The sequence below is a fragment of the Rhodococcus sp. FW305-130 genome (assembly GCF_058788335.1).
Window position 1 is genome coordinate 471828 of sequence record NZ_JBYTAP010000004.1, and the last position, 25518, is coordinate 497345.

General features: G+C 60.8%; 21 protein-coding genes. 7 read left to right on the forward strand and 14 right to left on the reverse strand.

Features of this window, described 5'->3' with window-relative positions; all coding sequences use genetic code 11:
- Positions 1–21: 21 nt before the first annotated feature.
- The 3 genes from AC3WQS_RS15320 to AC3WQS_RS15330 form a co-directional block, all read right to left on the reverse strand.
- Complete coding sequence (locus tag AC3WQS_RS15320; RefSeq protein ID WP_492713211.1) at positions 22–1194, reverse strand: DUF1972 domain-containing protein; 1173 nt, start codon at positions 1192–1194, stop codon at positions 22–24.
- Positions 1195–1424: 230 nt separating this feature from the next.
- On the reverse strand, positions 1425–2183 hold the full coding sequence (locus AC3WQS_RS15325; RefSeq protein WP_492713212.1) for a CDP-alcohol phosphatidyltransferase family protein: 759 nt from the start codon (positions 2181–2183) through the stop codon (positions 1425–1427).
- Positions 2180–3346: a glycosyltransferase family 4 protein gene (locus AC3WQS_RS15330; protein WP_492713213.1), complete on the reverse strand. Its 1167-nt coding sequence runs from the start codon at positions 3344–3346 to the stop codon at positions 2180–2182. The genes AC3WQS_RS15325 and AC3WQS_RS15330 overlap by 4 nt, the downstream gene beginning before the upstream one ends.
- A 149-nt stretch (positions 3347–3495) precedes the next feature.
- On the opposite strand from AC3WQS_RS15330, the gene AC3WQS_RS15335 reads away from it, so the two are divergent.
- Positions 3496–4839 carry a hypothetical protein gene (locus AC3WQS_RS15335; RefSeq protein ID WP_492713214.1) on the forward strand — a complete coding sequence of 448 codons (1344 nt, stop codon included), beginning with the start codon at positions 3496–3498 and terminating at the stop codon, positions 4837–4839.
- On the opposite strand, the gene AC3WQS_RS15340 is transcribed toward AC3WQS_RS15335, so the two are convergent.
- Positions 4821–5879 (reverse strand): glycosyltransferase, encoded by a 1059-nt coding sequence (locus AC3WQS_RS15340; RefSeq protein WP_492713215.1) that lies wholly within the window; start codon positions 5877–5879, stop codon positions 4821–4823. The two genes, AC3WQS_RS15335 and AC3WQS_RS15340, sit on opposite strands and share 19 nt — an antisense overlap.
- A gap of 72 nt (positions 5880–5951) precedes the next feature.
- On the opposite strand from AC3WQS_RS15340, the gene AC3WQS_RS15345 reads away from it, so the two are divergent.
- Positions 5952–7211: an O-antigen ligase family protein gene (locus AC3WQS_RS15345; RefSeq protein ID WP_492713216.1), complete on the forward strand. Its 1260-nt coding sequence runs from the start codon at positions 5952–5954 to the stop codon at positions 7209–7211.
- Here the strand turns inward: AC3WQS_RS15345 and AC3WQS_RS15350 are convergent.
- The gene (locus tag AC3WQS_RS15350; protein WP_492713217.1) at positions 7200–9380 is read right to left on the reverse strand and encodes an oligosaccharide flippase family protein; all 2181 of its coding nucleotides are present in this window, start codon (positions 9378–9380) and stop codon (positions 7200–7202) included. The genes AC3WQS_RS15345 and AC3WQS_RS15350 overlap by 12 nt on opposite strands.
- Before the next feature lie 6 nt (positions 9381–9386).
- Positions 9387–10310 (reverse strand): glycosyltransferase family 2 protein, encoded by a 924-nt coding sequence (locus AC3WQS_RS15355; protein WP_492713218.1) that lies wholly within the window; start codon positions 10308–10310, stop codon positions 9387–9389.
- Positions 10311–10331: 21 nt separating this feature from the next.
- Between AC3WQS_RS15355 and AC3WQS_RS15360 the strand changes: the two genes are divergently transcribed.
- Both AC3WQS_RS15360 and AC3WQS_RS15365 read left to right on the forward strand, forming a co-directional pair.
- Complete coding sequence (locus AC3WQS_RS15360) at positions 10332–11348, forward strand: hypothetical protein (protein ID WP_205907296.1); 1017 nt, start codon at positions 10332–10334, stop codon at positions 11346–11348.
- A gap of 94 nt (positions 11349–11442) precedes the next feature.
- Positions 11443–14727, forward strand: a complete 3285-nt coding sequence (locus tag AC3WQS_RS15365) for a LamG-like jellyroll fold domain-containing protein (RefSeq protein ID WP_492713219.1) — start codon at positions 11443–11445, stop codon at positions 14725–14727.
- Positions 14728–14795: 68 nt separating this feature from the next.
- On the opposite strand, the gene AC3WQS_RS15370 is transcribed toward AC3WQS_RS15365, so the two are convergent.
- From AC3WQS_RS15370 to AC3WQS_RS15380, 3 genes are read right to left on the reverse strand one after another with little or no spacing between them, the layout of a single operon-like run.
- Positions 14796–16271, reverse strand: a complete 1476-nt coding sequence (locus AC3WQS_RS15370) for a glycerophosphodiester phosphodiesterase (RefSeq protein WP_492713220.1) — start codon at positions 16269–16271, stop codon at positions 14796–14798.
- A gap of 11 nt (positions 16272–16282) precedes the next feature.
- Positions 16283–16870 (reverse strand): hypothetical protein, encoded by a 588-nt coding sequence (locus tag AC3WQS_RS15375; RefSeq protein WP_139148504.1) that lies wholly within the window; start codon positions 16868–16870, stop codon positions 16283–16285.
- 41 nt (positions 16871–16911) lie between these two features.
- Positions 16912–17436 (reverse strand): FAD synthase family protein, encoded by a 525-nt coding sequence (locus AC3WQS_RS15380; protein ID WP_225320234.1) that lies wholly within the window; start codon positions 17434–17436, stop codon positions 16912–16914.
- Positions 17437–17593: 157 nt separating this feature from the next.
- Here AC3WQS_RS15380 and AC3WQS_RS15385 point away from each other — a divergent pair, with 157 nt between their 5' ends.
- A complete protein-coding gene (locus AC3WQS_RS15385) occupies positions 17594–18943 on the forward strand; it encodes a UDP-glucose dehydrogenase family protein (RefSeq protein ID WP_214500084.1) in 1350 nt (449 codons plus the stop codon).
- Between the two features lie 68 nt (positions 18944–19011).
- The gene (gene tgt, locus AC3WQS_RS15390) at positions 19012–20301 is read left to right on the forward strand and encodes a tRNA guanosine(34) transglycosylase Tgt (protein WP_047888794.1); all 1290 of its coding nucleotides are present in this window, start codon (positions 19012–19014) and stop codon (positions 20299–20301) included.
- Here the strand turns inward: tgt and AC3WQS_RS15395 are convergent.
- From AC3WQS_RS15395 to AC3WQS_RS15405, 3 genes are all read right to left on the reverse strand, one after another.
- Positions 20292–21026, reverse strand: a complete 735-nt coding sequence (locus AC3WQS_RS15395; protein WP_019746509.1) for a queuosine precursor transporter — start codon at positions 21024–21026, stop codon at positions 20292–20294. The genes tgt and AC3WQS_RS15395 overlap by 10 nt on opposite strands.
- A gap of 117 nt (positions 21027–21143) precedes the next feature.
- Complete coding sequence (locus AC3WQS_RS15400; protein WP_229757068.1) at positions 21144–22088, reverse strand: hypothetical protein; 945 nt, start codon at positions 22086–22088, stop codon at positions 21144–21146.
- 10 nt (positions 22089–22098) lie between these two features.
- Positions 22099–22812: an RDD family protein gene (locus AC3WQS_RS15405; RefSeq protein WP_029254274.1), complete on the reverse strand. Its 714-nt coding sequence runs from the start codon at positions 22810–22812 to the stop codon at positions 22099–22101.
- Between the two features lie 130 nt (positions 22813–22942).
- Between AC3WQS_RS15405 and AC3WQS_RS15410 the strand changes: the two genes are divergently transcribed.
- Positions 22943–23596, forward strand: a complete 654-nt coding sequence (locus tag AC3WQS_RS15410; RefSeq protein WP_020905877.1) for a DUF4190 domain-containing protein — start codon at positions 22943–22945, stop codon at positions 23594–23596.
- Positions 23597–23624: 28 nt separating this feature from the next.
- Here AC3WQS_RS15410 and AC3WQS_RS15415 read toward each other — a convergent pair whose 3' ends face one another.
- The gene (locus AC3WQS_RS15415) at positions 23625–24365 is read right to left on the reverse strand and encodes an EAL domain-containing protein (RefSeq protein WP_070796504.1); all 741 of its coding nucleotides are present in this window, start codon (positions 24363–24365) and stop codon (positions 23625–23627) included.
- Positions 24366–24620: 255 nt separating this feature from the next.
- Entirely contained in the window at positions 24621–25517 is an 897-nt protein-coding gene (gene gluQRS, locus AC3WQS_RS15420; protein ID WP_492713085.1) for a tRNA glutamyl-Q(34) synthetase GluQRS, read from the reverse strand.
- Between the last annotated feature and the right edge of the window lies 1 nt (position 25518).

Below are 25518 nucleotides of genomic sequence, written 5' to 3' on the forward strand. Positions count from 1 at the left end.
GACCTTCAGGTGGAGAGAGACTTACCGAGTTTGTGGTACTCGGGCGGCGGAGCGAAGGGACTGTTGGGATCCGTGGGCCTGTTTGCGTAGCTTGCGGCTTCGGGTTCCAGCGCGCATCTCTTCGCAGAGCTGTTCGTAACCCTTGGTTACTTCGTCCCACCTGTAGGTGGCAGCCGCATGCGTCCGTGCCCGGAGACCGCGTTCTGCGGCGGCGGTCGGATCGGATTCAGTTTCCTCGAGTGCTGCGCTGAGCTGGGTCAGTCCGTTGAAGAAGACTCCGTTGTCTCCCAGCACTTCACGGTTGAAGTTGACGTCCCAGGCGATGACATTCGCACCGGCCCCCATTGCTCGCAGTAGTGACGGATTGGTGCCGCCGACCGTGTGCCCGTGTAGGTAACTTGCAGCTCCCGCGTACAGCGTGTCGAGGAGGTCCTGATCCCAGACGCCGCCCAGTTGGCGTATGCGGGGATCCGACTCGGCGAGCTCGTTGACTCGTTTCTCGTGTTCACTTTCGTACGGAACGGAGCCGACAACGATCAAGGGCAACTGTGCGTCGCTTTGTAGATAACCCTCGATGATCCTGTCCACTTGATTCTCGGGCTCGAGGCGGGCAACGACCAGATGGTAGCCGTGCTCGGTCAGATCGAGCTCCGACAGACGACTCAGATCGGTGGAGTCACGGATTGGCGCTCCGTAAGGCAGGAACATGCTCGGGGTGTCATATCGCTCGCGATAATAGTCCGCAATTCCCTCGGCATCGGAGATCAATTCGTCAGCAAGCCAGACGGATACACGCTCATTTACCAGGTAGTACCGGCGGCCTACAGGGCCCCACTTTCCGCGCTTCCATTCCAACCCGTCGACGTGCACGGCTACCGGGATGCGAGCTGCGCGGATTGCGGGCAGCAGTGGCGCATTGGCAGCGTTGAAAACGATCGCCGCATCGCACCGGTGACGAAGGAGATGCCCGACTGATAGTGCTGTGTGGCTCAAGGTCTCCAGGATGGGGTGTTTCAAAGCGGGTAGCGGTATTCTTTCCATCCCGCGGTAGCTCGGTGATCTGTTTTTGCCGCGGCAGTAGACCACTACTTCGTGGCCACCTTCGACCAGTCGTGAGCCGATCTCCTCGACAGCCGTTTCGAATCCGCCGTAGCGTGCGGGCACTCCCCGTGTCCCGATCATTGCGATTCGCATGAGCGAACCCCCCCTTGTTGTTTTGTGCTCGGGAATTGTCGGATGCGGCGTCCGATGCACGTGTCATGTCGTGCGCTGAATAGTCCGAGGATCCCGAGATTTGGAAAAGGCTATCAAAAATCGAAACCTTATCCAAGTAATAGACAACCTTCAGCAAATATTTTAGTGCAGTTAAAACGTACTATTCACAAGAATTGAGACAAATGGTTATTCATAGGCGAATAGTCTGTTTAATCTCGAAAATGCCGAATCTCCCGGTACCACTTGGGCAGCGCGGCGCACAGAAACAGGGCCGTGCCGATCAGGAGCAAGGCGTACGAAATGGCGAAGATCGACTGCCAGGCGAAGAGAACGAAGATCCCGCACAGGACGCCGTAGTCGGTGGGGATGACCAGAATTGATCGGAGGGTGGCACTGGTGCTGGTATCTGCCGGTGCAGGTGCGCGATCCGGGTGTGCGCGTCGCAACTGGTCGGTCAGGATCTGGACAAAGAAAAAGACGGATGCCACCAGTGTGAAACCGATGGGAATCAACAACAATCTGACATCTGTGACGTCGTAGTGGCGATACCAACCGATCAACACCGCGAGATGCAGTGCGGTGGTCTTGATGCTGTCGACCACATGATCGAGCCACTCACCAGCAGGCGTGCCACCCCCGCGCAGGCGTGCGAGTTGACCGTCTGCCGAATCAAATGCGTAACCGGCCAGCAGTCCAATGGCGATGAGGATGCCGACCCACCAATGTGGCTGTGCCAGTGCGATAGCCGCGATAGCGGCGGCACTGAAACCGGCGCTGATGAACGTTACTTTGTTGGGTGTCAGGCCGACTTGGTACGCGGCTGCTGCGATGACGCGTCCGATCTTTCTGTTGACGAACCGGGAATATGCGGGCGACCCCTTGGCGGGCGGCTTCTGCGCTCCTGCCAGTCGTCGCACGGTATCGGTGAACGACTCCTCCGGTAGTGAACTATTTTGGTGGACGGTCATTTTCGATTGCTCCTGATTGTCGCAGTAAAGGCCTCGGCGATGTCGGTGCGGTACCGTTCCGGCGAGAATCTGGTCAAGGCTTCGGTGCGCGCACCGATTGCCTGCTCGCGCGTGCTGCCCCAACTCTCGATCGTCGATTGGATTGCGTCCGCCAACGCAACAGCGTTTCCTGGCTCGACAAGGCGACCATTTCTGCCGTCTTCGATGATCTCGGTGAGGCCCTGAACTGCAGAGGCCAACACGGGCCTTGCAAAAAGCTGGGCTTCGACCGCAACATTGCCGAACGGTTCGGCTCTCGACGGCACCAGGGCAATATCTGCGGAATCCATTGTTTCCCATACCTGTTCGACCACGCCGAGGTATCGGATGCGGTCGCTGACATCCGAGGCAGCAGCGATACGGCTGAGATCGTCTTCGAACCACTCGTAGCCGGCAAAGACGCCTCCGACCAGATCGAGTGTCACATCCACCCCGCGTCGAACGAGGATTGCGAGTGCTTCGACCGCAACGTCTGTGCCCTTGCGTGGGGCGATGCGCCCGACCAAAACGAGTCGAGTCGGCCCGGTCAGGCTCAGCCTGGGGGCAGTCGGCTCGGTACTCGGGCCGGCGACGCCGTTGTAGATCACGCGAATCCGGCGCCCCAGCGTCGGGATGTCACGCAGGATCAGTTCACGGCAGGCGTTGCTGTTCGCGATGACCCGCTGCGACAACAACAGTTGGGCGCTCAGCCCCATTCGGATCGGCTTGGATGCAGTGTCTTCAGCTTCGTGCACATGGAAGATCACTGGGTAGCCGAGGAGCTTCGCGACCACGGCCAGCCAGGGGATGGTCACAGTGCTGACGTACACGACGTCGGGCGAGAAGCGTCGCAGCGTCCGCACGATGGACGGCGTCGAGCGGGCTGCCTCCACAGCAAGCGAGAGCAGGCCGGTCGGCGACATCTTCGACTTGCGCAGAACTGGTATCGGCATGATCACGGCGTCGGCGCCGGCTTCCTCCACACGTGCTGCCAACGGCCCAGGGGACCCCAGCATCACGGTCACGTCCCAGCCCGTAGTTGTCAGGGCAGTTACCGATTCCAGCACTATTCGGTCCGAGCCGTACAGCTCGGCACCCGGATGAGCTACGAGCGCGCGGTGGGCTGGCGCCCCGATGTAAGCCAAGTATTCCCCCCGGAATGTCCAACTCAGAGTCGACCGTCGGTGCCATCTGCCGCGAAAGCGGATGTAACCATATAGTTGCGGAAAGGCTAGTCTTCATCGTGAGGCAATGTCCACTTGGTCTCCGAAGCTCGGAAGAAAGAGAAGAATGAGTGGAAAACGTATGGAATCTCGCTCGTGCGAGATGGCTGCTGCTGATTGCGGGTGTATTGCTCGGTGCGATCGGTGGTGCGGTCTACTCGGGAACGATCACGGTTGATCACCGCTCGACTGCGGTCGTCTATTTTGCTGTCGACCGTGCCAAGACGGCGAGCGACTACACGGCGGGAAGCTCGTTCGCGCAGAGCGTCATGCCTTCGTTCGCTCAGATCGTGAAGTCACCGATCGTTCTCGATCCGGTGATCGAGGAACTTGGCCTCCAGGCAACGGCCCGGAACCTCGCCGGCCGAATCCAGGTGGACGTGCCGTCGAATACCACGGTGATGAACGTGACAGTCACAGACACGTCCAGTCTGCGCGCGGCGATGACGGCCAATGCGGTGATCCGACGCCTTGACGAAGCGGTCCGCACACTCTCGCCCCGCGGTGAAGAGGACAACCCCGCAATGAGAATGTCGTCGGTATCTCCCGCGGTTGCCTCAGAGAAGCAGTCGACCGTAAATCGGGCGACATTCGAATTGCTCGGCGCGCTGGGCGGTTTGCTTGTGGCAGTGGCGATCGTGGGAATCTGGGAATCGGTGACCAGACCTGTTCGGTCGGTGTCCGACGTCGAAAACGTGTCGTCGACTCCGGCACTTGCAGCCATCACATTCGACGGTAAACGGTCGGTGGCACCCGTCGACCCTCGTGGATCGGAGAGTGCTGCCGGGACCTTGGTGCTGCACACCAACATCGCAGCGGCGTGTGGGAAACGAGGGGGCGTGAAGTCAGTCGCCGTAGTTCCGGTGACTGCGAGCGACGACGCGCGGGCAGTCGCCGTCGACCTCGCGTTGGTCATGGCTCGGGCACGAGATCGAATTCTGTTGGTCGACGGTGATTTACGATCGGCTTCCGTAGCGGGCATGCTCGGCGCCGAATCGGCTCCTGGCCTCGCGGAGATCCTGGTGGGGTCAGCAGACTTCGGTCAGACGCTCCAGGTGAGGTCCGGGTTGGATTTTGTCGCCGCAGGCAGAGCTGAGGGAAATGCCGCGGAGTTGTTGGTGAGTACGCGACTGAAACCCTTTCTCAAGGTCGAGTCGACGCGCTACAAGATGCTCCTTGCGGTTGGTGGTGCAGCAATACCCGTAGCGGACGGTGCAACATTGGCCGCCGCTGCCGAGGTCACGGTTTTGGTGGCGCGGCGTGGGCAGACCACGCGTCGTGACCTCGCTGCGGCGGTCGACAGGCTGTCATCGGCGGGAGGAATTCTCGCCGGCGTTGTTCTTGTACAACGGCGCTCGGGACTTGCACGAGTTCTGATGCGGAGTAGGAAACGACTTCAGGACGGTAGACGTTGATCGCCGTACGGCGGATGAGTTCTTCGGCCGGCGTCTCGGTAGGCGCGGATATGCGCGCGGCCGAGTTGCGGCCATTTCCTGGCGGACAGGTCAGGGGATTCGGCAGGCGACGGGGCGGCGAGCGCGGTATCAAGTGTCGCCGTGGTGAGGGGGCCCTGATAGAGGTGGATCCAGCCGGGCCCGACCTCGTCGGCCAGTGCTCGGGTTATTTCGGTATCCGGAACGAGCACGGGGCGTTCGAGTGAAAGCGCGAGCAGCAGTGCGCCCGAGTTGTGCATGTTTTGATACGGGAGGACAACCAATTGCGCTGCTGTGATTTCCAGCGCCAAGGTGCTGTCCTCGACATAGTCGAGGGCAGCAGTGATTCGGCTGCTTTTGCGCGCCGCAGATTCTACGACGGCGCGGAGTTCGTCGGTGCTCGGCTTGCCGACGATACGCAGGCTTGCGCCGGTAGTGGTGACGTGGGCGAAGGACTCGAGCAGCGACTCGGTTCCTTTGTATGGTCGGATCAATCCGAACGAAATGACCCGGCCGGCAATGGGTTCAGATTTCGGGTATCCCGCAAACCAGTCGGCGTAGTCGCCGTGAGGAATGAGTACCCGTTCGGTTCCTGTTGGTACAGGGGACAATTCGTTGATCACGATCCAGGTTCGGGTCTGTCGATCGCACCACCGCAAGAGTGCGGTCTCCGTGAGGCTACCGGTTTCGTGTGCTCGAACATTGTGTGCCGTACGGACGATAGGTGTACCGGTGAGCCGCAGGCGCAGCATCAACATGATGAATCGGACTTGGGAGGCCGCCCGCGCGAGGGCGCCGTCACGGCGGATCATTACTTCGGGCCAATGGATGTGCAAGATGTCGTAACTGCCGAAAAGAGCTGTTTGCCAACTGAAATACCGGACACTTGCGCCGCAGGTTCGAATCGAGTCGGCCAGTTGTACGACGTATGGGTTGGTCGTCTTGAATGGCCCGCGAGTGGACAGCAAGACTCTCAACGCGTCTTCGCCGGACTGGCCGTCGTTGCCGATTCGAGGTGTCATGCGACCGTATCCTAAACCTAGTGAATCCCTGGGCGCACTGGTGGTTCGCTGCGAACAAATCCGGGAGTGCTCGTGACCTCCAGGCATTTTCGGCCGGACGTCACGGTCACGCTGATCGTTCTCGTGTGGGCGATGTACACGACGCCACGGCTGGTGCAGTCGCTGACAGGAGTGAAACGGCGGGCGACGGTGGGTGACGCGTTGCCGATGAACCCGTTGGCAGTCAAGCTGGAAGTGCTGCTACTGCTGCTCGTATTTGCCCTGTGTGCGTTCGTCATTCTCCGTGGCACAGCGGCGTTGCCTACCGATCGGCGCATGCCGTTGGTCCTCATGCTTGCCCCATGGGTGTACGTGGTGGTCAGAGATCTGTACATCGATCATGTCCCGACGCGCGGCGGAATGCTCTATCCGGTACTGGTGGTCGCGATCTGGATCCTGCGGCCACAATTGAGGAAGCTCGCCGTGCTCGGGTACCTCGTTGTCCTGACGGCAGTGATGTGCATTGCGTTGGGGGTCTTCCTGCCGGAAAGTGGAATTTTCATTTCGAGTGCAGGTACCGCAGTGGCACCGACGAAAGAGATTTTGCCGCTCGGTATTTTGATCGGAATTTTCACCGACGGTAACAATCTCGGGCAGTACCTGGTTCTCGGCCTGGCGTCAGTGATGCTGATTCCACGTCGCATGGTGCGTGCGGCGGGCATCGCCGTCGTCCTGTTTGCGATCGTGTGGACGTCCTCGCGATCGTCGTTGGCCGCGGCTGCCCTCGCATGCGGCATGTGGGTGCTGATGACGGTCACACCGTCTGTGCTGCGCAGACCAATGTCCTGGGGGCTGGTGGGAGCGACCGGGGCGGTGATGATTTGGTGGCCGCTGTCCACTCCGGCAGACGATGCGTTGACCAACCGCGGTGCAATCTGGCGTCACAGTCTCGATGCCTGGGGGAACACGCCCTGGTTCGGTTCCGGATCGAATTGGTATTCAGTTCTGCCGCAACACGTCGGGAGCCTCGGCGGCTTTGCGTTCCACGGGCACAACCAGTTCGTACACACACTCGCAACGGGCGGATTGATCTTCCTGTTCCTCGTGGCGGCGATGTTCGTGACGATCGCATGGGCGGCATCGCAATGGAGTGCGCGTGGCATTTTCCAACCGGCAACGCTGTTGGTGGCTCTATTCGCTTCATCCACATTGGAAGTTTCGTTCGGGTTCGTCGACCGAGCATTTCTTCTTGCTGTGACCGTACTTCCGTTGATGTTCGCCGTGTTTGCCCCTCTTCCCGAGCATGGTTCGCGGCGTGGGCACACGAAGCAGCGGGTGGAGTCAACCGCCTAGTTGTGCACGCCACCGGTCAGTGCCGGTGCGTCGGCGACTCAATTGCCAATCCCACGAGACGGCGGCGATCACCGCGAGCATCAGCCCGGTCGCGGCGCCGGTCAGCAGGATCAAGCCGCGGCGCGGCGTAGACGCGAATTCAGGTACGGGTGCCCGCGTGACGGTGAGCCCCAGCATGTCCGGCTGTTCTATTTGAATCATCCGACCGGTGAGATCGGCCAGCTGCTCGGCGACGGCGTCGGCGATCTGGGCCGAGCCGTCGGCCGTGTTTGCCCGGACTGTGAATTGCATGGTGACGGTATCGGTCGGGATGGTGACTTCGATGTCGCGGGCCAGAGATTCGGCGGAGGTGTCGAGCCCTAGGCGCCCGATCACCGGTTCGAGGACGGCGGTGGACGTGGCGAGTGCGGCAAAGGAACGGGTGAGCGACAGCGCTTGGGGATAGCGATCACTTATCTGGCGCGGAGTGCCGACGACGCCGAGTTGCAGGGCTGCCTCAGATCTGGCGATGTAGGTCTGTGGCGTCAAGGCTATCGTGGAAAAGGCGACAGCCAGTGTCATCACCAATACCGTCATGAAAATGCGCCATCGGTTCTTGACGATAGTCAGGTAGTTCCACAGCGTCATCGTGCTCGCCGAAACTGTGGACGCGAGCCTGCGGTCGTCTCGTCCGCCAAAGCCGAGCGGTGAATTTCGGTCGACAGGTTCCTTCGGAGGACGAGGAGGACGGCCAACGGCTCTTCTCGCGAAGTCGAGCATAGTGGTCAAATCGCTTCGGACAGTGGGAAAGAGCGTTGTGGAGAGGGTAGCTCCGACCAGGGCGGAGAATATGCCGGCTGCCAAGGACGCGGATGGTGCGAGAAACAGGTGAGATCCGACAAATGCGAGCAGTCCGGCTGGTGCGCCGAACAGGAGGATCGCGCGCAAGGAGTTCCGCAGCAACATCATGCTGTCGACACCGGCCACGCGGTGCACGTGCCACAGAGTGACCAGCCAGTCCACGAGAAAGCCGATCGACGATGCTGCCGCGACTCCGACGGCGCCCCACGGGAGACCGGCAAGCGTGATCACGATGACCGCAGGTCGGAGAAACAGATACAGGCGCAACTGCGCGCCGGTCAGTCCATGAGACAGATAGACCCAGTAACAGATTTGGGCGACCGAGCGGAATACGCCACCGATTGCAAGGAGCGCGAAAATCGGGGCAACGGCAGGCCACTGTTCACCGAAGGCGACGGTGATCAGCGGCTCTGCGACGCCGGCGCTGACCGCGAGAACCGAAGCGGTGAAGTACCCGCCGATCAATTGTGCTCTGGCCAGGTACCGCCCGTAGATCACCGGGTTGTCCTGAACTTTGGACAGGATGGGGAGTGCGACGTTGGTGAGTGGAGCGTTGATCTGGTTGAGCGGAGTCATCAGCAGTTGGTATGCGCGGTTGTACAACCCGAGCGTGGTTGGCCCGTACATCGCGCCGATGGCAATGCTGTCGATGTTCTTGGTGGCATACCCGAGCAGTTGGGTGCCGAGTAGTCCGCCACCGAAACGGAAGAACCGTTTGATCGATACGCCTCGGCGTGGAAGCCCCGGGCGCCACCGACAGATCACGGCACTGAGAAACAGCGTGGCAACAGCAACCATGATCAACTGCGCGACAATCGCCCAGTATCCTGCGCCCGAAAGCGCAAGCACCACTGCTGTGCCGACTCCGATGGCATTTGCCAGAACATCCGTGGTGGACAGTGCTGTGAAGCGCAGACTGCGCATGAGTTCAGCGCGGAACTGGGTGGCCGCGCCGCTGACGATGAATACGCCGGCAACGGCAAAGACGATAGGTAGGAGCTCGGGCTTGTCGTAGATCCATACGATCAGTGGCGCCGCGGTCGAGACGACCACGCAACAGACGAACCCGATGCCGGTATTAGCCCAGAACAGGTTGGTCCGTTCAGCGTCGCTCAACTGCTTGGCCTGCACGGCGGCGAGTGAGAGGCCGAAGTCGCGGATCAGATCTGCAGCGCCCGTAATGGCGACGACCATCGCGACGATACCGAAGTCTTCCGGCGTCAGCAGCCGGGCCAACAGGATCAACGACGCGGTCTGAACGATGAATTTCACCGCCTGGAACGCAAGCGTGACGCCGCCGCCCCTTGCGGCCTTGTCCGCGAGATTCATTGGTACTCAGGCGCCGATCGGACGGCGGTACTCGAGGTAGGTCCGGCCGAAGGCGCCCGCGACGATTCCCGCGCCCCGAGCGGCGATTCGGATACCGTGTGCGCGATTACGGGGGCTGCGACCCAACACGCCGAGCGTCGCGCGAGCAGTTCCGCCCACCACTCGGGTCGCCCCGGCCAGTAGCAGCGCTCCGCGTAACCGAACGGTCTGCGCACTGCCCGAAATGAGTGCCAGTTCCGTACGAGCCCAAGAGTTTCCGATTCGATAGCGTCGACGTATTACCCAGTCGCGGGTGGCCCGTTCTGCTGGAACGACATCGGTCACCACTGCCTCGTCACACCACACCAGCGTAAAACCGGCTCCGGTGTATCGGCGCGTGAACAAGCTGTCGGATCCGCCGCTTGCGCTGAATCTTTCGTCGAACTGCAACGAAATCGAGCGGACCAGACGCAGATCGAGGAGCAGGTTGTTTGTCGCGGCCACACGCACTTCGGTGCCGGTGGGTAGGCGTCGGCGATCGAAGAAACCACCGTCGGCGATCCAGGGGTCGAGTGGTGCCGCAAATGCCGACACGACCGGGCCGACAACTCCGCCGGCACCGGTGCGTCTGCGGGTTTCGAGCAGGGCTGTCAGCCAGTCGGATGTGGGACGTTCGTCGTCGTCGATGAACACGAGGAGATCGACGTCGACCGATTCGGCGAGAGCGCGGTTGCGGGCAGCAACGATACCGGGAGTCGGTTCGTGTACGTAGGTGACGCCGGTGCCGAACCGGTTTGCGGTCTCACGCGCACCACCAGCCGGATCGTTGTCGACGACAAGCACGGTTGGTGGTCGAATACCGTACCCGACGGATGCCTGACGGCAATGGTGCAGCAATTCGGGAAGCAACTCCATCAGGTCATCGGGGCGTCGGTATGTCAAAACGGCCACAACAGCCGATAGGTTGGACGCGTGATTTCCGGAAACAGAATCAATGGTCGAATTGTTACGTTCACTGCTGATCACCAGGAATATGATAGCGCTACATGTTTGCTGAAACGCGTCAATGGCGCAACGCTGGGGGAGAATGGAAGTTCTTCAATGTTGTGGAGTGCTCGCCCTAAACGGTCCCTTCGTGCAATGGGTCTTGCTTTTGCCGCACTGCTTGCGGCCGGTGGTTTGAACGTAGGTATGCCGGCGGAAGTCGAGGCTGCGGTGCCGACAACCTTCGGATTACCTGCAGGAACACCGCTACGAGTGCACAACGGCGACCTGACGATTCGGACACCGGGTACGGTGATCGAAAATCTGGATATCCGTGGTTTTGTCCGGATCGAGGCCAGTAATGTGACGATCCGCCGGTCCATCATTCGCGGACGTAATCCGGGGCAAATCAATGAATCACTGGTCGCGGCTTACGGAGACCATCGAAATTTCAGGATCGAGGACACGACCCTGCGGCCGTCGACGCTGTCACCGTACGTCGACGGAATCAAGGGTCGAAACTTTTACGCCAGGCGGCTCGACATCTCGGGCGTTGTCGACTCGGTGGTGATTTTCGGGGACAACGTCGATTTCGGTTACAGCTGGTTACACGACAATTTGCACTATTCGCCCTGGCCTAAGCAGTGGGACAACCAAACCCACGACGACAATGTGCAAATCGAGGGTGGCAGCAATATCTCCGTGCACAACAGTCGTTTGGAGGGTGCGTACAACGCCGCGGCGATGATCACGCAAAACTATGCGCGGGGTGTGAACATCCAGATCAACGACAACATTCTGTCCGGTGGTCAATGCACGATCAATGTCGATGAAAAGGGGAAGGGTGCGATCGGTCTGACGATCAAGAACAACAGGTTCGGCACGTCGGGAATCCGAGATTGTGCGATCCTCGCGCCCAAAACGTCCGTTGGTGACTGGCCGCGGAATGTTTGGCTTTCTACCGGCGCTCTCGTACGGGTTCGCAATCCCCGAAAAACGAAGTAGCCTGTGGGTTGCTGACAGCGTGTTCGTCGGTGAACTCAGCGCATAACGGGGGGGAAGATTCCGGGTGCGTTCCTTATTGCAACCAGGAGTACGAATGGTCGACATCGCCGGTATGCGCGCCGACGGATATCAGGATCACCGGAAGAAGTGGCGTGGTTTGGTCAACGCGTTCGTTTCGGTGGGGACAGTTCTAGCGGTGGTGGGATCGCTGGGCATCGGTACAGCAACTGCCGATACCGCGCCGACTGTCCCCACAATTCCGCGGACGGTGTCCGCGGATGCATTACCCACCGTTCAGGTGGACGGGGTCGTTTGGGCGCAGATCGTCGTAGGCAACACGGTGTACGTGACGGGGAAATTCGCCAACGCCAGGCCTGCTGGTGCGGCTCCGGGTACCAATCTCGTTCCGAGGTCGAACGCGCTGGCATACGACCTCGATACCGGCGAACTCAAGCCGTGGGCTCCGGCACTCAACGGTCAGGGGCGCGCCCTCGAAGCGTCCGCTGACGGCAAAACCGTCTTCGTTGGTGGGGATTTCACCAATGTCAGTGGTGTCAACCGGTATCGGCTGGCTGCTGTTGACGCGGATAACGGCACGGTGCTCAACATCTTCACTTCGGCACTTGACGCGGGTGTGCGCGCTCTCGAAGTTCAAGGCGACACGCTGTACGTCGGTGGAATCTTCAATACCGTTGGCGGACAAGCGCATCAGCGGCTGGCGGCATTCAATGTGGCAACCGGTGCAGCTTTGCCGTGGGCGCCGAAGGCCAACGCCGAGGTAATGGCCATCACGGCACCACCAGGTAGCAACAAGGTAGTGGTCGGCGGTCGCTTCACGACGCTCAACGGTGCGAACAACGTCGGCGTCGGCTCTCTCGATGCCACATCTGGCGCCACTATCTCGTTTCCTACCAACACAGTTGTGCGGAATTCCGGTATCAACTCCGCGATTTACAGCCTCAGCAGCGATGCCGGCACCGTGTACGGGACCGGCTATTCGTACGGGTCGGGAAACCTGGAGAGCGTTTTCGCTTCCGATGTCGCGACCGGAAATCTACGCTGGGTCAGCGGCTGCCGAGGCGACACGTATTCCAACGTCACGATCGGCGACGTGATGTACGTAGCCGGACATCCGCACGACTGCAGTCAAATCGGCGGCCTTCCGCAGACCGAACCGTGGAGTTACCAGTGGTCGTTGGCATTTCGTACGAATGCGTCCGGCCCGATCAATTCGAGTGGCAACTTCCTCGGCAAACCGGCACCGGAGTTGTTGCACTGGTTGCCGACATTGGCTCCCGGAACGTTCACAGGCCAGAAGCAGGCGGGTTGGTCGATCGCCGGAAACGATCGCTACATCGTCCTCGGTGGCGAGTTTCCGAAGGTCAACGGTGTGCCGCAGGAGGGGCTTGTTCGGTTCGCGATCAAGGATCAGGCGCCGAACAAGGAAGCGCCGAACGGTTACAACGAGTTGTTGCCTGCGATGACCGGAGTCGGTCCTGGTGCGGTCCGCGCGACGTGGACGGCGGCTTGGGACCGCGACAACAGTCACTTGACCTACGAATTGCTTCGAGGTGCCCAACTTTCGACTGCGACGGTGGCGGCTACGACCGCCAACGATGCACAGTGGTGGAACCGGGGCCGGATGGGTGCCACGGATACCTCGGCGCCGCCGGGATCGACCCAGACATACCGGGTTCGGGTCACGGACGCATTCGGCAACACCATGGTCGGGCCGACGGCGACAGCCACAGTGCCGGCCGGAATCGCGTCGCCGCCAAGTGTGTACCAGGAGTTGGTTGCCCGCGACGGCGCCGTTCATTACTGGCGTCTGGGGGAGGCATCGGGGACTCTCGCGTCGGATTGGGCCGGTGATGCCGATCTGACTCTCAAATCAGCCCAGCGCAATGTCGGTGGTGCGATCGTCGGTGATCCGAACCCTTCCACGTCGTTCACGGCCGGATCGAAGACGGGTGGGTCCGCACAGTTCGGGCCTCAGTCGTTCAGCGCCGAGGCGTGGTTCAACACGACCACCCGTTGGGGAGGGAAGATCATCGGTTTCGGCAGCGTGAACACCAACAACAGCGCCTCCAGCGATCGTCATGTGTACATGAGCAATTCGGGTCAGCTGTTACTCGGTGCGAACGCGAACGGATTCCGGACGGTGGCTAGTCCACGGTCGTACAACGACGGCAAGTGGCATCACGTCGTCGGTGTACTGGGATCGACCGGGATGCGCCTGTATGTCGACGGTGAGCAGGTGGCAGAACGTGCCGATACCGTTCAAGCCGAGTACCGCACCGCGGGATATTGGCGGGTCGGCGGCGACAGTCTGGGAGGTTGGCCCTCGGCACCTCTCAGTTCCAACTTTTCAGGCGCGCTCGACGAGGTCGCGGTCTACAACTCGGCATTGAGTTCGGATGCGGTGCAGGCGCATTGGCAACGTGGCCAGGGCGTGGTAGCGAATCAGCCGCCGGTCGCGGCGTTCACGGAAACCGTGACGGATCTGGCAGTCGCCTTCGACGGCAGCACTTCGGCAGATCCGGACGGGACAATCGTTTCGTACGAGTGGAACTTCGGTGACGACGCGACAGGTGCCACTATTACAGGTGCCGACGCGAAGATCGACCATAGTTATGCTGTCGCCGGTACGTACGCCGTGACCTTGACCGTCGTGGACAATTCCGGTGCGAAAAGCACTGCAACACATCCGGTTACCGTCAAGGACGCGGTTGTCCCGGCTGACGGCGAGGTAGCCAAAGACAATTTCGACAGGGAAACGGTCTCGGGTCTCGGCGAAGCAGAGGTCGGTGGCGTCTGGTCGGTGACCGGTGGTGGAGCCAAAGCTTCAGTCGAGTCGGGTTCGGCCAAAGTGACAGTACCCGCTGGCCGTTCGGCGACGATGTTGTTGCCCGCGGTAGCGTCCGGTGATGTAGACGTGTCGCATTCGATGTGGCTCGAAGTGATGCCGACCGGCGGCGGCGCGTATCTGTCGACCGTGCTGCGGAGTGGGGCTTCCGGCGATTACCGTTCGCGGGTAAGGATTCTCGCTGACGGTTCGGTACAGGTGTCGTTGACCAAAGTGGTGGCGGGTACCGAAACGGTACTCGGTTCGGTCGTGACGTTGCCTGGCCTGACGTACACGGCAGGTAAGCATCTGCGGGTCCGTGCCCAGGTTCTCGGTGCGTCACCGTCTACCCTGCAGGTAAAGGTGTGGGACGAGGAAATGCCAGAGCCGGTGCAGTGGACCAGATCCGTCACCGATTCCACTCCGGAACTGCAAGCTCTGGGTTCGACGGGGTTGGCGGTGTACATTTCGGGATCGTCCACCGAGCCGGTAGTGGCCCGGTTCGACAACTTCGAGGTCGCTCGACCGGAGTAGACGTGCATACAACACCGCGCGCCCCTGTACTGCCAGGAGGCGCGCGGTGTTGTACTTCGGGGAGTTTGTCAGCGGTATGCGACGCTGATGTTGCGAAATGACGCCTGGGCGTTGGCACCGGAATAGTTGCGTGCCAATGTGAAGTAACCCCCGAAAGCTGTGCGAGGCGCGCTGACCGTTGTCGGCTCCGGCTCCTGTCCTGAATCACACTCTGCAGTAACGGAATCTGGTTTCACGATGATCCGTAGCGTCAGCCATTGACCGACGACTGGTTTGTTCCCGGCCACGGACGACTGCAAAATGGAGAGTGCGTTGCCCTCCGGAATGCTGCGCAATTCCAGGTCACCGGTGGACCGCAGGACGACGAGCTGACCTTGGGTGGTTCCGGGCGAGACCGCGCCGAGTCGATAGGCGGAATCGTCGTCGCGTCCGATGACGACTGCCAGATGATCGGAGGCGAGCGGAGGCGCCGCGCCGAACTGCGCTTCGACGGTGATGACGTACGGGGCAGCGCGCACCGGGCACATCGATCCCATGGATATGGATTGGGGTGATGCGCCGGTTGCCAACAGAATCGAACCGTTCGGTCCCCATTCAGGTGCCGCAGACGATGAATTGTTACCCGCCAGGTCGCCTGGTGCGATCCGCCCAGTGGAAAAGGTGTCGTGCGGACTAGGTTCGGAGGGCCCGGCCACATAACTCCACGAAGAGGACAGAAACCCTCGGACCCCAGCCTCAGCAAGGTAGGGGAGTTGGGAGCGGCGCTTTACCGACCATGCGATTACCGGTTTGCCTGTCGCCACGGCGCCTTGGATCGAAGTTTGTTGCCGCTCGTTCTCCCTGCGGACGCCTGCGAAGATTCCGATTGCGTCCGATCCGTCTGCGGCCTCGTCGATTTCGGCACCGGTTGCATGTGAGCTGAAATAGGTGCAGATGGTCAGCCCTGCTTTGCGCGCAGCGGACTCGCCTTCTCTGGCAGTGAACGGTTGTGTGAAGACGGTGGTGCCGCCCAGCTGTTTCGCGGTGACAGCGCCGATCACGTCGGTGGTGGCTTCCGGGTCCTTGGATTCGACAAACAGGACAGCCCGCTTGCCGAGTCTTTCGAGCACCTCTGAGAATGTGGGAATCGGGTGCATCCCCCAGTCCGGACCTACCCAGCGGGTGAGATCGACGGGATGATTGCTCAGTTCGTCGTGAGTGACGTCCGCAATTGCGATGTTCTGACCGCTTGTTCGGCTCAACGTCGGGTCCTCATGACAGACGAGGATTCCGTCTCTGGTGCGGTGGACGGCGACGCTGATTGCCTCGGCGCCGCGGTCGGCGATTCGCGAATATGCGGCGAGCGTGTGCTCGGGTGCCTCGTCGCTTGCCCCCCGTTGCGCGATGAAATACCTACCGCGGGAGAGGAATTGGTGAGACGGCGTTTGGGCCGAGATGCTGGAATTACTGCAGGCACTCGTCGCCGATCCGCTCGCAAGGCCCAATCCGAGAAGTGTCGCAGCACGGAACACGCTGCGCCTGGACAGCGCGGTATGCGCGACCACCTCGGCCGCCATCAGCGAGCGACGGCGATGACGTTCTGGGAATCGCTGTGGCCCACTTCGAATACGGCGGTGTCGATCCCGTCCTCCGGTACCTGGAACACGTAGACACCCTGTTGGTGGTCGCCAGGAGGAAGCAGTCCGCTGGCCGGCGTGGCTGTGTCGGTCGCGCCGGGTGCCGCCGGCAGTCGGTCGCCGTAGTAGGCGTTGACGGTCAGACTGTCCAGCGAAATGTCCGTGGTGGACTTGTTCACGAAGTCGAGCGTCACGCTCAAGCCGCTGCCCGCGATCTCACCTGGACCGTTGGCCGTGAGTTCGAGCGGTTCGGTAGTCACCGCGGTGACCTCGAGACCGTTGGCCAGTGGGCTCGGGTGGTCGACCGGCACTGGTGGCAGCGTGGAGATGTCCTCGGCGCGGTCGTCGGTGATACCCGGCGGCGGTGGCGTGCCCACGGTGACGCCTGGCGGCGTGACGCTGTCACCGTTCGATGTATCGGAAGCTGGGCTGGAACACCCCGTCAGCGCAGCTATCACCAGCAGTGCTGACACTCCGACCATTCGAGGCGCCGAGGCGGACTTGTGAATCACATGTGCTGTTCTCATCGATTGCTGCCCGCTTCGTGCTGTTTTCTTTGATTCATGCGCTACCGAGTCCCGGTTTGTCGCGATTTGACGGACTTTTCCAGAGCTGCGCGCAGCAAGGTGCTGGAGGTGTCGAGCGTGTAGGGAAAATAGACCACCTCGACGCCGACTGCGGCAAATTCCTGCTCCAGCGCAAGGCCTTTCGGCGTTCCTCGCCAGTCATCCCCCTTGAAGATCGCATCGAATCCCACGTCGCGCCAGGTGTCGATCTTGTGCGGCTTGGTTTCGGCGACAGCCTCGTCGACGCAGTTGATGCTCGCCACGATCGCGATCCGCTCGGCTAGCGGAATCACCGGGTCACGACCTTTGGCCAGGCGTGCCATCTCATCGGATACAACTCCTGCAATCAGGTAGTCGCATTGGCTCGCTGCGTGGCTGAGGATGTTGAGGTGCCCGATGTGGAACATGTCGTAGACGCCGGGTGCATAACCGATGCGACGTGTCATGGCCGCCTTCTTGCGTGAAGTTTGCTGTGCGTGCCAGCTAGCCGCTTTTTCATGTATGTCCGGTTTCGGTGTTGTGGTCACTGGTTGATTGCTGAATTGAGTATGCTTGGTCTGTCTACCAGGTTGGACGTCAAGCTTCTCGATGTATGCTAGAGAATAGCGTCAGTGCGGCCCGTGCGGGCAATTTGACCGCAACATCATTGCGGTCCGGGGGATGGCCGATTTCAGTGGAGGCTAAGTGTTTGCGCGACGGATAGCTGTCGTCGGTACGGGGTATGTGGGGCTGACGACGGGTGCGTGCCTGGCGTCACTCGGACATCATGTGATCTGCGCCGATGTCGACGAGGAGAAGATTCGGCGGTTACAGGATGGGAAGGTGGACATCCTCGAGCCCGGCCTGTCGGACCTGGTGGCGGAAGGCCTTGCTGCCGGGCGTCTGGCATTCACTGTCGGCGCAGCAGTCGCAGTCGAACAACATGCGGAAGGCGTCGAGGTTGTATTCCTCTGTGTGCCAACGCCGATGGGCGTCGGCGGCGTTGCGGATCTGCGAGCTGTGGAGGCGGTACTGGACGAAATCCGCGATACGCTCCCGTCCGGTTGTGTGATCGTGAACAAATCCACCGTCCCAGTCGGCACTGCCGTGCGAACTGCGGAGTTGTTGGGTCGATCCGATGTCGCGGTCACCAGTAATCCAGAGTTTCTGCGAGAAGGCACCGCGGTTCGCGACTTCCTCAACCCCGATCGAATCGTCGTGGGTGGGGAGGCACAGGACGCGGCAGAACGCGTCGCGGCGCTTTACTCCAGGCTCGGCGCGCCGACTGTGCTCACCGATTCGGCCAGTGCCGAACTGGTGAAGTACGCGGCCAACGGATTTCTGGCGATGAAGTTGTCGTACGTCAACGCGGTGGCTGAACTGTGCGAGCGACTCGGTGCAGACATTCTGGATGTGACCGAAGGTATGAGCTACGACCGTAGGATCGGTCGTGAGTTTCTCAATCCTGGCCCAGGGTGGGGTGGATCGTGTCTGCCGAAGGACACCCAAGCGTTGCTCCAGGTGGCAGATGCTGCTGATTTCGAGTTCCGTCTCATGCGGGCGTCGATCGATACCAATACCCGTCAACGTCAGCGGATGGTGGACAAGATTCGTTTGGCTGTGACGGGCAATCGAAACGGCTCACTCACCCGCACTCGCGTGGCACTGCTCGGTTTGACCTTCAAAGCCGGCACCAATGATCTTCGTGATTCTCCAGCCTTGATGATCGCCGCTCTACTGCGGCAGGCGGGCGCAGAGTTGGTCGGGTTCGATCCCGCACTCCCCACCGCGATATCGTATCCGGAACTGGAGGGTATCGAACTGGTCGCCGACGCGTATGCCGCAGTCGCACAAGCCGACGCCGCCGTGGTGCTCACCGAGTGGCCGGAGTTCCGCACGCTCGATTGGCCGCGGATCGCCGCAGCGATGGGCACTCCTCGAGTGATCGACACCCGAAATCTGCTCGACCGAGACGTCCTGACGCGAGCGGGTCTCACGTGGACCGGAGTGGGCCGACGCCAACCTTCGGACACCACTGTTCTGGCGGCGCAGTAGAACTGTCGAAGGTGCTCGTCGCGAGCATGCCGCGGCGGCAGTATTCGCAGTTATGACAGGATTGGCACGTGAATTCTGCAGTACAGCCTCAGTCTGACGCGTCTCCTTCGAAGCGTCCCGAGTCGATCTTCACGATAGGGACCAGGCTCGAGGACCGACTCGGACGAACCGGCACCATCCACACACCGCACGGCGATATCGCGACGCCGTCGTTCGTGGCCGTCGGAACCAAGGCCACGGTCAAGGCCGTGCTGCCCGAGTCCATGAAGGAACTCGGTGCGCAGTCGTTGCTCGCTAATGCGTACCACCTGTACTTGCAGCCGGGACCCGACATCGTCGACGAGGCCGGCGGGCTGGGCAAGTTCATGAACTGGGACGGGCCCACCTTCACCGACAGCGGCGGCTTCCAGGTCATGTCGCTTGGTGTCGGGTTCAAGAAGGTGCTCGCGATGGAGGCCGTCGGTGTGCAGTCCGACGACGTCATCGCGAAGGGCAAGGAGCGTCTCGCGACAGTCGACGACGAGGGCGTGACGTTCAAATCGCACCTCGACGGCAGTAAGCATCGCTTCACCCCCGAGGTGTCGATGCAGATTCAGCATCAGCTGGGTGCCGACATCATGTTCGCGTTCGACGAGCTCACCACGTTGCTCAACACCCGCGGCTATCAGGAGCGATCGGTCGAGCGTACGCAGGCCTGGGCGATCCGCTGCATCAACGAGCACGAGAAGCTCACCGCTGAACGCGCTGACAAGCCCTATCAGGCTCTCTTCGGCGTGATTCAAGGCGCGCAATACGAAGATCTACGTCGTCAAGCCTGCCGCGGACTCGAGTCGATCGAAGGCGAGAACGGATACGGCTTCGACGGCTATGGCATCGGCGGCGCCCTCGAGAAGCAGAACCTCGGCACAATTGTGCGTTGGTGTAACGAGGAACTACCCGAGAACAAGCCGCGTCATATGCTCGGCATCAGTGAACCGGACGACTTCTTCGTAGCAATCGAGAACGGCGCGGACACTTTCGACTGCGTCAATCCGTCGCGTGTTGCTCGCAATGCCGCGATCTACGTCCGCTCCGGCCGGTTCAACATCAATACCAGCCGATTCCGTCGTGACTTCACGCCTATCGACGACGAGTGCGACTGCTACACCTGCGCCAATTACACCCGCGCGTACATCCATCACCTGTTCAAGGCGAAGGAAATGCTCGCGTCGACGCTGTGCACCATCCACAACGAGCGATTCACCGTGAAGTTGGTCGACGACATCCGAGCCAGCATCGAAGGCGGATACTTCCACGACTTCAAAGCGGACATGCTCGGAAAGTTCTATGCGGCGAAGACGCCTGCACCTCAGACGTAGGTCGGTTCGCGCTTCTTCACGTAGGCGATGACGCGGTAGGTGATCGGCATGACCAGAACCTCGACAAGCGTCTTCCACAGGAAGCCGACCAGCACGTAGTTGATGAAGTCTTCCCACGTACTGATGCCGATGACACCGGCTGCGATGGAACAGAAGATGAGGGTGTCGGCGAATTCGCCGACGACGGTCGAGCCGATCAGCCGCGCCCACAGGTGCTTCTCCTGCATGCGCTTTTTCATCATGACCAGGACCAGGGAGTTCAGCAGCTGGCCGACGAGGTAGGCGGCCAATCCTGCGACCAGCAGCCGGGGAATGACGCCGACCACGGTTTCGAGGGCGGCCTGGTTCTCGTAGAACTCTGCCGACGGGAGTTGCACAGCGATCCAGAAGCATGCGGCGGCAAGAATCAGTGCGCCGAAGCCCAGGTAGATCGCGCGTCGGGTCGCTTTGAAGCCGTACACCTCGCTGAGTACGTCACCGAGGACGTAGGCAAGCGGGAACAAGAAGAATCCACCATCGGTGATGATGGGCAGAATCTGCAAGGGACCGAGCGAGAAGTCGGAATCCGCAAAGAAGGCGACCCCCTTTGTCGCCGCCACGTTCGAGATCAGCAGCGTTGCGGTGAAGAGCGCGACGATTGTCGGGTAATAACCCCGGCTGACGTGCGCAAATTTGGTTTCGTGGGTCGATTCGTCTTGCTGATCCTGAGCTGTCACGTCCGTCATCCAAGCACCACAAGGCGCTCGGATGCGAGTTGGCGACCGTCCAGTTGCGCAGAACACACCGAAGGCCCTGCGGTTTCACGTGGAACCGCAGGGCCTTCGGTGATGCAAACGAACTGATCAGGCAGCTACATGGCCGCCGGTCAGCACGCGGTATGCGTAGGTACTGGCGATCAGCGCGACGGGCGCCGTCACGAGAAGACCGATTCCGCACAGCAGTGCGCCGATGATGTTGATACCGATCAGAGCGAGCGCCAGCAGGATCAACGTTCCGACGTTCGACGAGGTCAACGCGTAGCTCGATTTGATGCCCGAAATCGCATCCTGATTCTTGTCCACGATGAAGGTCAGCGTGTAGTAGAGCAGGAACGCCGCGATGATGCCGGGAATGATGCACAGAACCAAACCGACATAGGTGGCGACGGCGACAAGGAAACCGCCGAGAACAACTGCACCGATGTTCGTGAATTGGAAGAAGGTGCCGAAAGCCGGCTTGATTCCGTCCAATTCGCTCAACGCTCCACGAAGGAATGCGGCTTGGATGATGTAGCCGACGATTGCGGTGACCAATCCACCCACGATCGACAGCGCGCTGAATTCGGTATTGGTGTAGTCGAAGCCGTTGAAAGCACCCTGGATGAGTCCGGCGATCAGAAAAGCGATGATCGAGATCCCGATCCAGACCAGTGCGTTGTCTTTGAACTTGTTCCAGCCGTAGGAAATTGCCGCACCCACAGAAAGCTGGGGGGCGCCGAAGCCTGCGCCGTAGTCATTCGGGGGCGGAGGCGGGAAGTTGCCACCACCGGGAGGAGGCGGGTACCCACCGGGAGGCGGGTAGTTTCCGCCGGGAGGGGGATAGCTTCCACCCTGCGGGGGTGGAGGGAAGTTGCCCTGTGGGGGCGGCGGGTAGCCGCCGGGCGGGGGATAACTTCCACCCTGCGGAGGACCGGCCGGTGGAGGATAACTCCCCGGAGGGGGTGTTCCCTGCTGGCCGTACGGATCCTGGGGTGGGAATTGCTTCCCGTCTTCTGGGTTCTGGTTGGGGTCTTGCCCACCGGTTGTCATATATGTCTACCTAACCCTTGACTACCTGAGTCCCACCAGCGAGCTCGTCATGCTTGCCCTGCTTGGTGGGGCTGTTGTTGATGGTGACCGCGATGACGATGTACGCAACGAGCGAGAGAAGTCCTCCGATGATCGGAATGATCGACAAGAGGTTGAATGCGTTGCGAATTGCGGACTGCTGCGGAGTGGGAAGGCCCGCGCCTCCCGGGGCCTTCACCGACAGCCCAAGGAGCTTCTTGCCTGGGGTCCAACCTTGTGTGACCTCGAACCCAACGAAATATGCGAATGTCAGAAGGGCAGTCAGCAGGCCTGTTATCCAGTATCCCGAGTCGACGAAGATGATCAGGAGCCCGACCACTAGGCCGAGAATGATGTAGTCGATAAGGCGAGCGCCGAATCGAATACCCAGTCCACCGGCTTCGGCGCCCGAGGGCAGTCGATTTCCTCCGCCGTACGCACCTTGGTCGTTGAACTGCGGAGGCGGCGGGAAGTTGCCGCCCTGCGGAGGCGGCGGGTATCCACCGGGCGGCGGGTAGTTGCCACCTTGAGGGGGCGGGAAGTTCCCGCCCTGTGGAGGAGGCGGGTAGCTACCGCCCTGCGGGGGGCCTGCGGGGGGTGGGTAACTTCCGGGAGGAGGTGTTCCCTGCTGGCCATATGGATCCTGGGGTGGGAATTGCTTCCCTCCTTCTGGATTCTGGTTGGGGTCGTACCCGCCGGTTGTCATGTGTTCCCCTCAGTCGTAAATATCGCGCTCGAGTGTGACAGTGGATATGACCCTACTGGGATCAAAGAGCGATGTGGATGACATCTGCTCACTTGGATTCGGAGGTCACCTGTGGTTTAGGCTGCGTTGTATGACGAGTTCCGGGGGCAACAACGACGATTCTTCGAGCGATTACCAGGCAAAACCTGGATACGGAGAATTTCCGAGCCTGCCGCCCGAGGGGTACGGCGTGTCCCCGTCCGAAACGCAGTCTTCACCTGAAGTTCCCGGATATACCACTCCCAACGAGCAGTACCCGGGTTATCCGCCGCCGTCGTACAACCCAACCGGTAATACGCCTCAGCCGGGTGGAATTGGTGAACCCAATCCATACCTGCCGCCGCAGAATTTCGGACCGCCGAATCAATATCAGCCGAATCAATATCAGCAACCCGGACAATACGGACAATCTCAATACGGACAGCCCCAATACGGTCAACCGCCGAATGCGTACGGTCAACCGAACCAATTCGCTGGTGGATACATCCCGCCGATGCAGCCAGTCGGCACCAATGGTCTCGCAATTGCGTCGTTGGTGGTATCGCTTGCAGGCGGTTGTTTCTACAGTCTCGGCGGAATCATCGGAATCATTTTGGGAATCGTCGCGCTCAATCAGATCAAGCAGACAGGTCAAGAGGGACGCGGGCTTGCGATAGCCGGAATTGCGGTCGGAGCAACCTTCTTGGCCATTTTTGCCGTGATTCTCGTGGTCGCACTCATCGCGAGCGCATCGTCGTCGTACTGAAGTGGCGTCGTACTGAAGTGGCTGGCGCTCACACGGGAGTGACTATGGACGACGCAGGAAGCGGCTTCCCGAAGTAATAGCCCTGGCCCATGTCGCAGCCGGCCTGCAAGACGTTGGCTGCGTGTTCCGCGGTTTCGACGCCCTCGGCGATCGAATCAAGCCCGAGTTTTCGAGCGATGTCGGCGATTGACTCCATGACCATGAAGGCGCGGTCTCCAGTACGACCCGCTGCGCTGACGGCCCAGGTCAAGGATTGGTCGATCTTGAGAATGTCGAGCGGCAATTCCGACAACGCGGAGAAAGACGCGAAGCCCGCCCCGAAATCATCCAGCGCGATTCGAATTCCCTCGTTATGCAAGACGTGAAGGGTCTCGGCGGCATGCCGACCCACGACGCCGAGTTCGGTGACTTCCACGATGATTCTGCTCAGTGGGGTTTCTGAACTGTCCAGCGCTCCGAGGATCTCGTGAGCGGCGTGCGGGGTAGCGAGTTGGCGAGGTGAAAAGTTGACCGCGACCATCATGTGCTCAGGCCACGACGCTGTTTGGGCACAGATCATGTCCAGAGCCTGCAGCCCGATGGGAATGATGAGCCCAGAGGATTCGGCGGAGCGCATGAAATCTTGGGGTTCGATCAACCCTCGAAGCGGATGGCGCCACCGCAGAAGTGCTTCATAGCTGATAATTGCTGACGAGTTCAGATTGACCTGGGGTTGATACAACACCTCGAATTGATGGTCGTCGAGTGCCTCGCGAAGCTCGCGGACCATGCGTATTCCTTTTCGTCCTGAGTCGCCCGTGCCGCACGTGCGTGTCAGCGTGGATGCTGCAAGTGGGTACTGCGGTCGGATCCCAGGTTCAGATCCCGGGCGTAGTTTTGTAGGGACTACTCGCCCTGAATTTCCTTCGCCAGTCTTGACCGTACTTCACTAATCGAGAATTGCCAACGAATAGCTATTGCGGACGGCTTTGTCATATCGGACAATCGAGCTTTTGTCCCGACGAGGTGTCGATTGAAACTTCACTTACTTCGCCGGGAAAATCCACGGGGTTCGGGGGATCTTGCGAGAGTCGAATCGATCCGCCAATTGGGGTGGTGTGACAACTTCGCCGGGTTCAGCGAGACCGATGCTCGACGCGATCATTGTCAGGACCTGTTCGGCACTGCGTCCGGCCTCGAGTTGATCGGCCAGAGTCACTGCGCCGTCGCGCTTCGCGAGTCGTTTGCCTTCACTGTTCAACGCGAGAGGAACGTGGGCGTACGACGGCGGTTCGATGTCGAGCAGTTGAGCAAGGTTCGCCTGACGCGGCGCCGAGGTCAGGAGGTCGTCGCCGCGGACCACCTGATCGATGTTCTGCGCACCGTCGTCGACGACAACGGCGAGGTTGTAGGCGGGTACGCCGTCTCCGCGGAGCAGGACGACGTCGTCGACTTGCTCCGTCACCTCGCCGAACAGTTCGTCGTGCACGGTGAACGAATCGATGTCGGCCCGTAGCCTCAGCGCGGGGGATCGGCCGCTTGCCGATTTCTCGGCGCGTTCGGCCGCCGACAGGTTCCGGCACGTGCCGGGATAGGCGCCATCGGGAGCATGGGGAGCGGACGGTGCCTGCAGGATCTCCTTGCGTGTGCAGAAGCAGGGATAGGTCAGGTGGCGCTCGCGTAATAGCTCGATAGCGTTGTGGTACAAGGGAAGACGGTCCGACTGCAATACGACTGGGCCGTCCCATGTGAGGCCGAGCCTGCGCAGATCGTCGAGTTGTCGTTCCATCGAGCCGGGTCGGACACGGTCGAGATCCTCGACTCGAATGAGGAAGTCGCGACCGCTGGTGCGGGCGAACAGCCAGGCCAAGAGGGCGGTACGGAGGTTTCCCAGATGGAGATCGCCGGACGGGCTCGGCGCGAAGCGCCCTGCTCCTGCCACG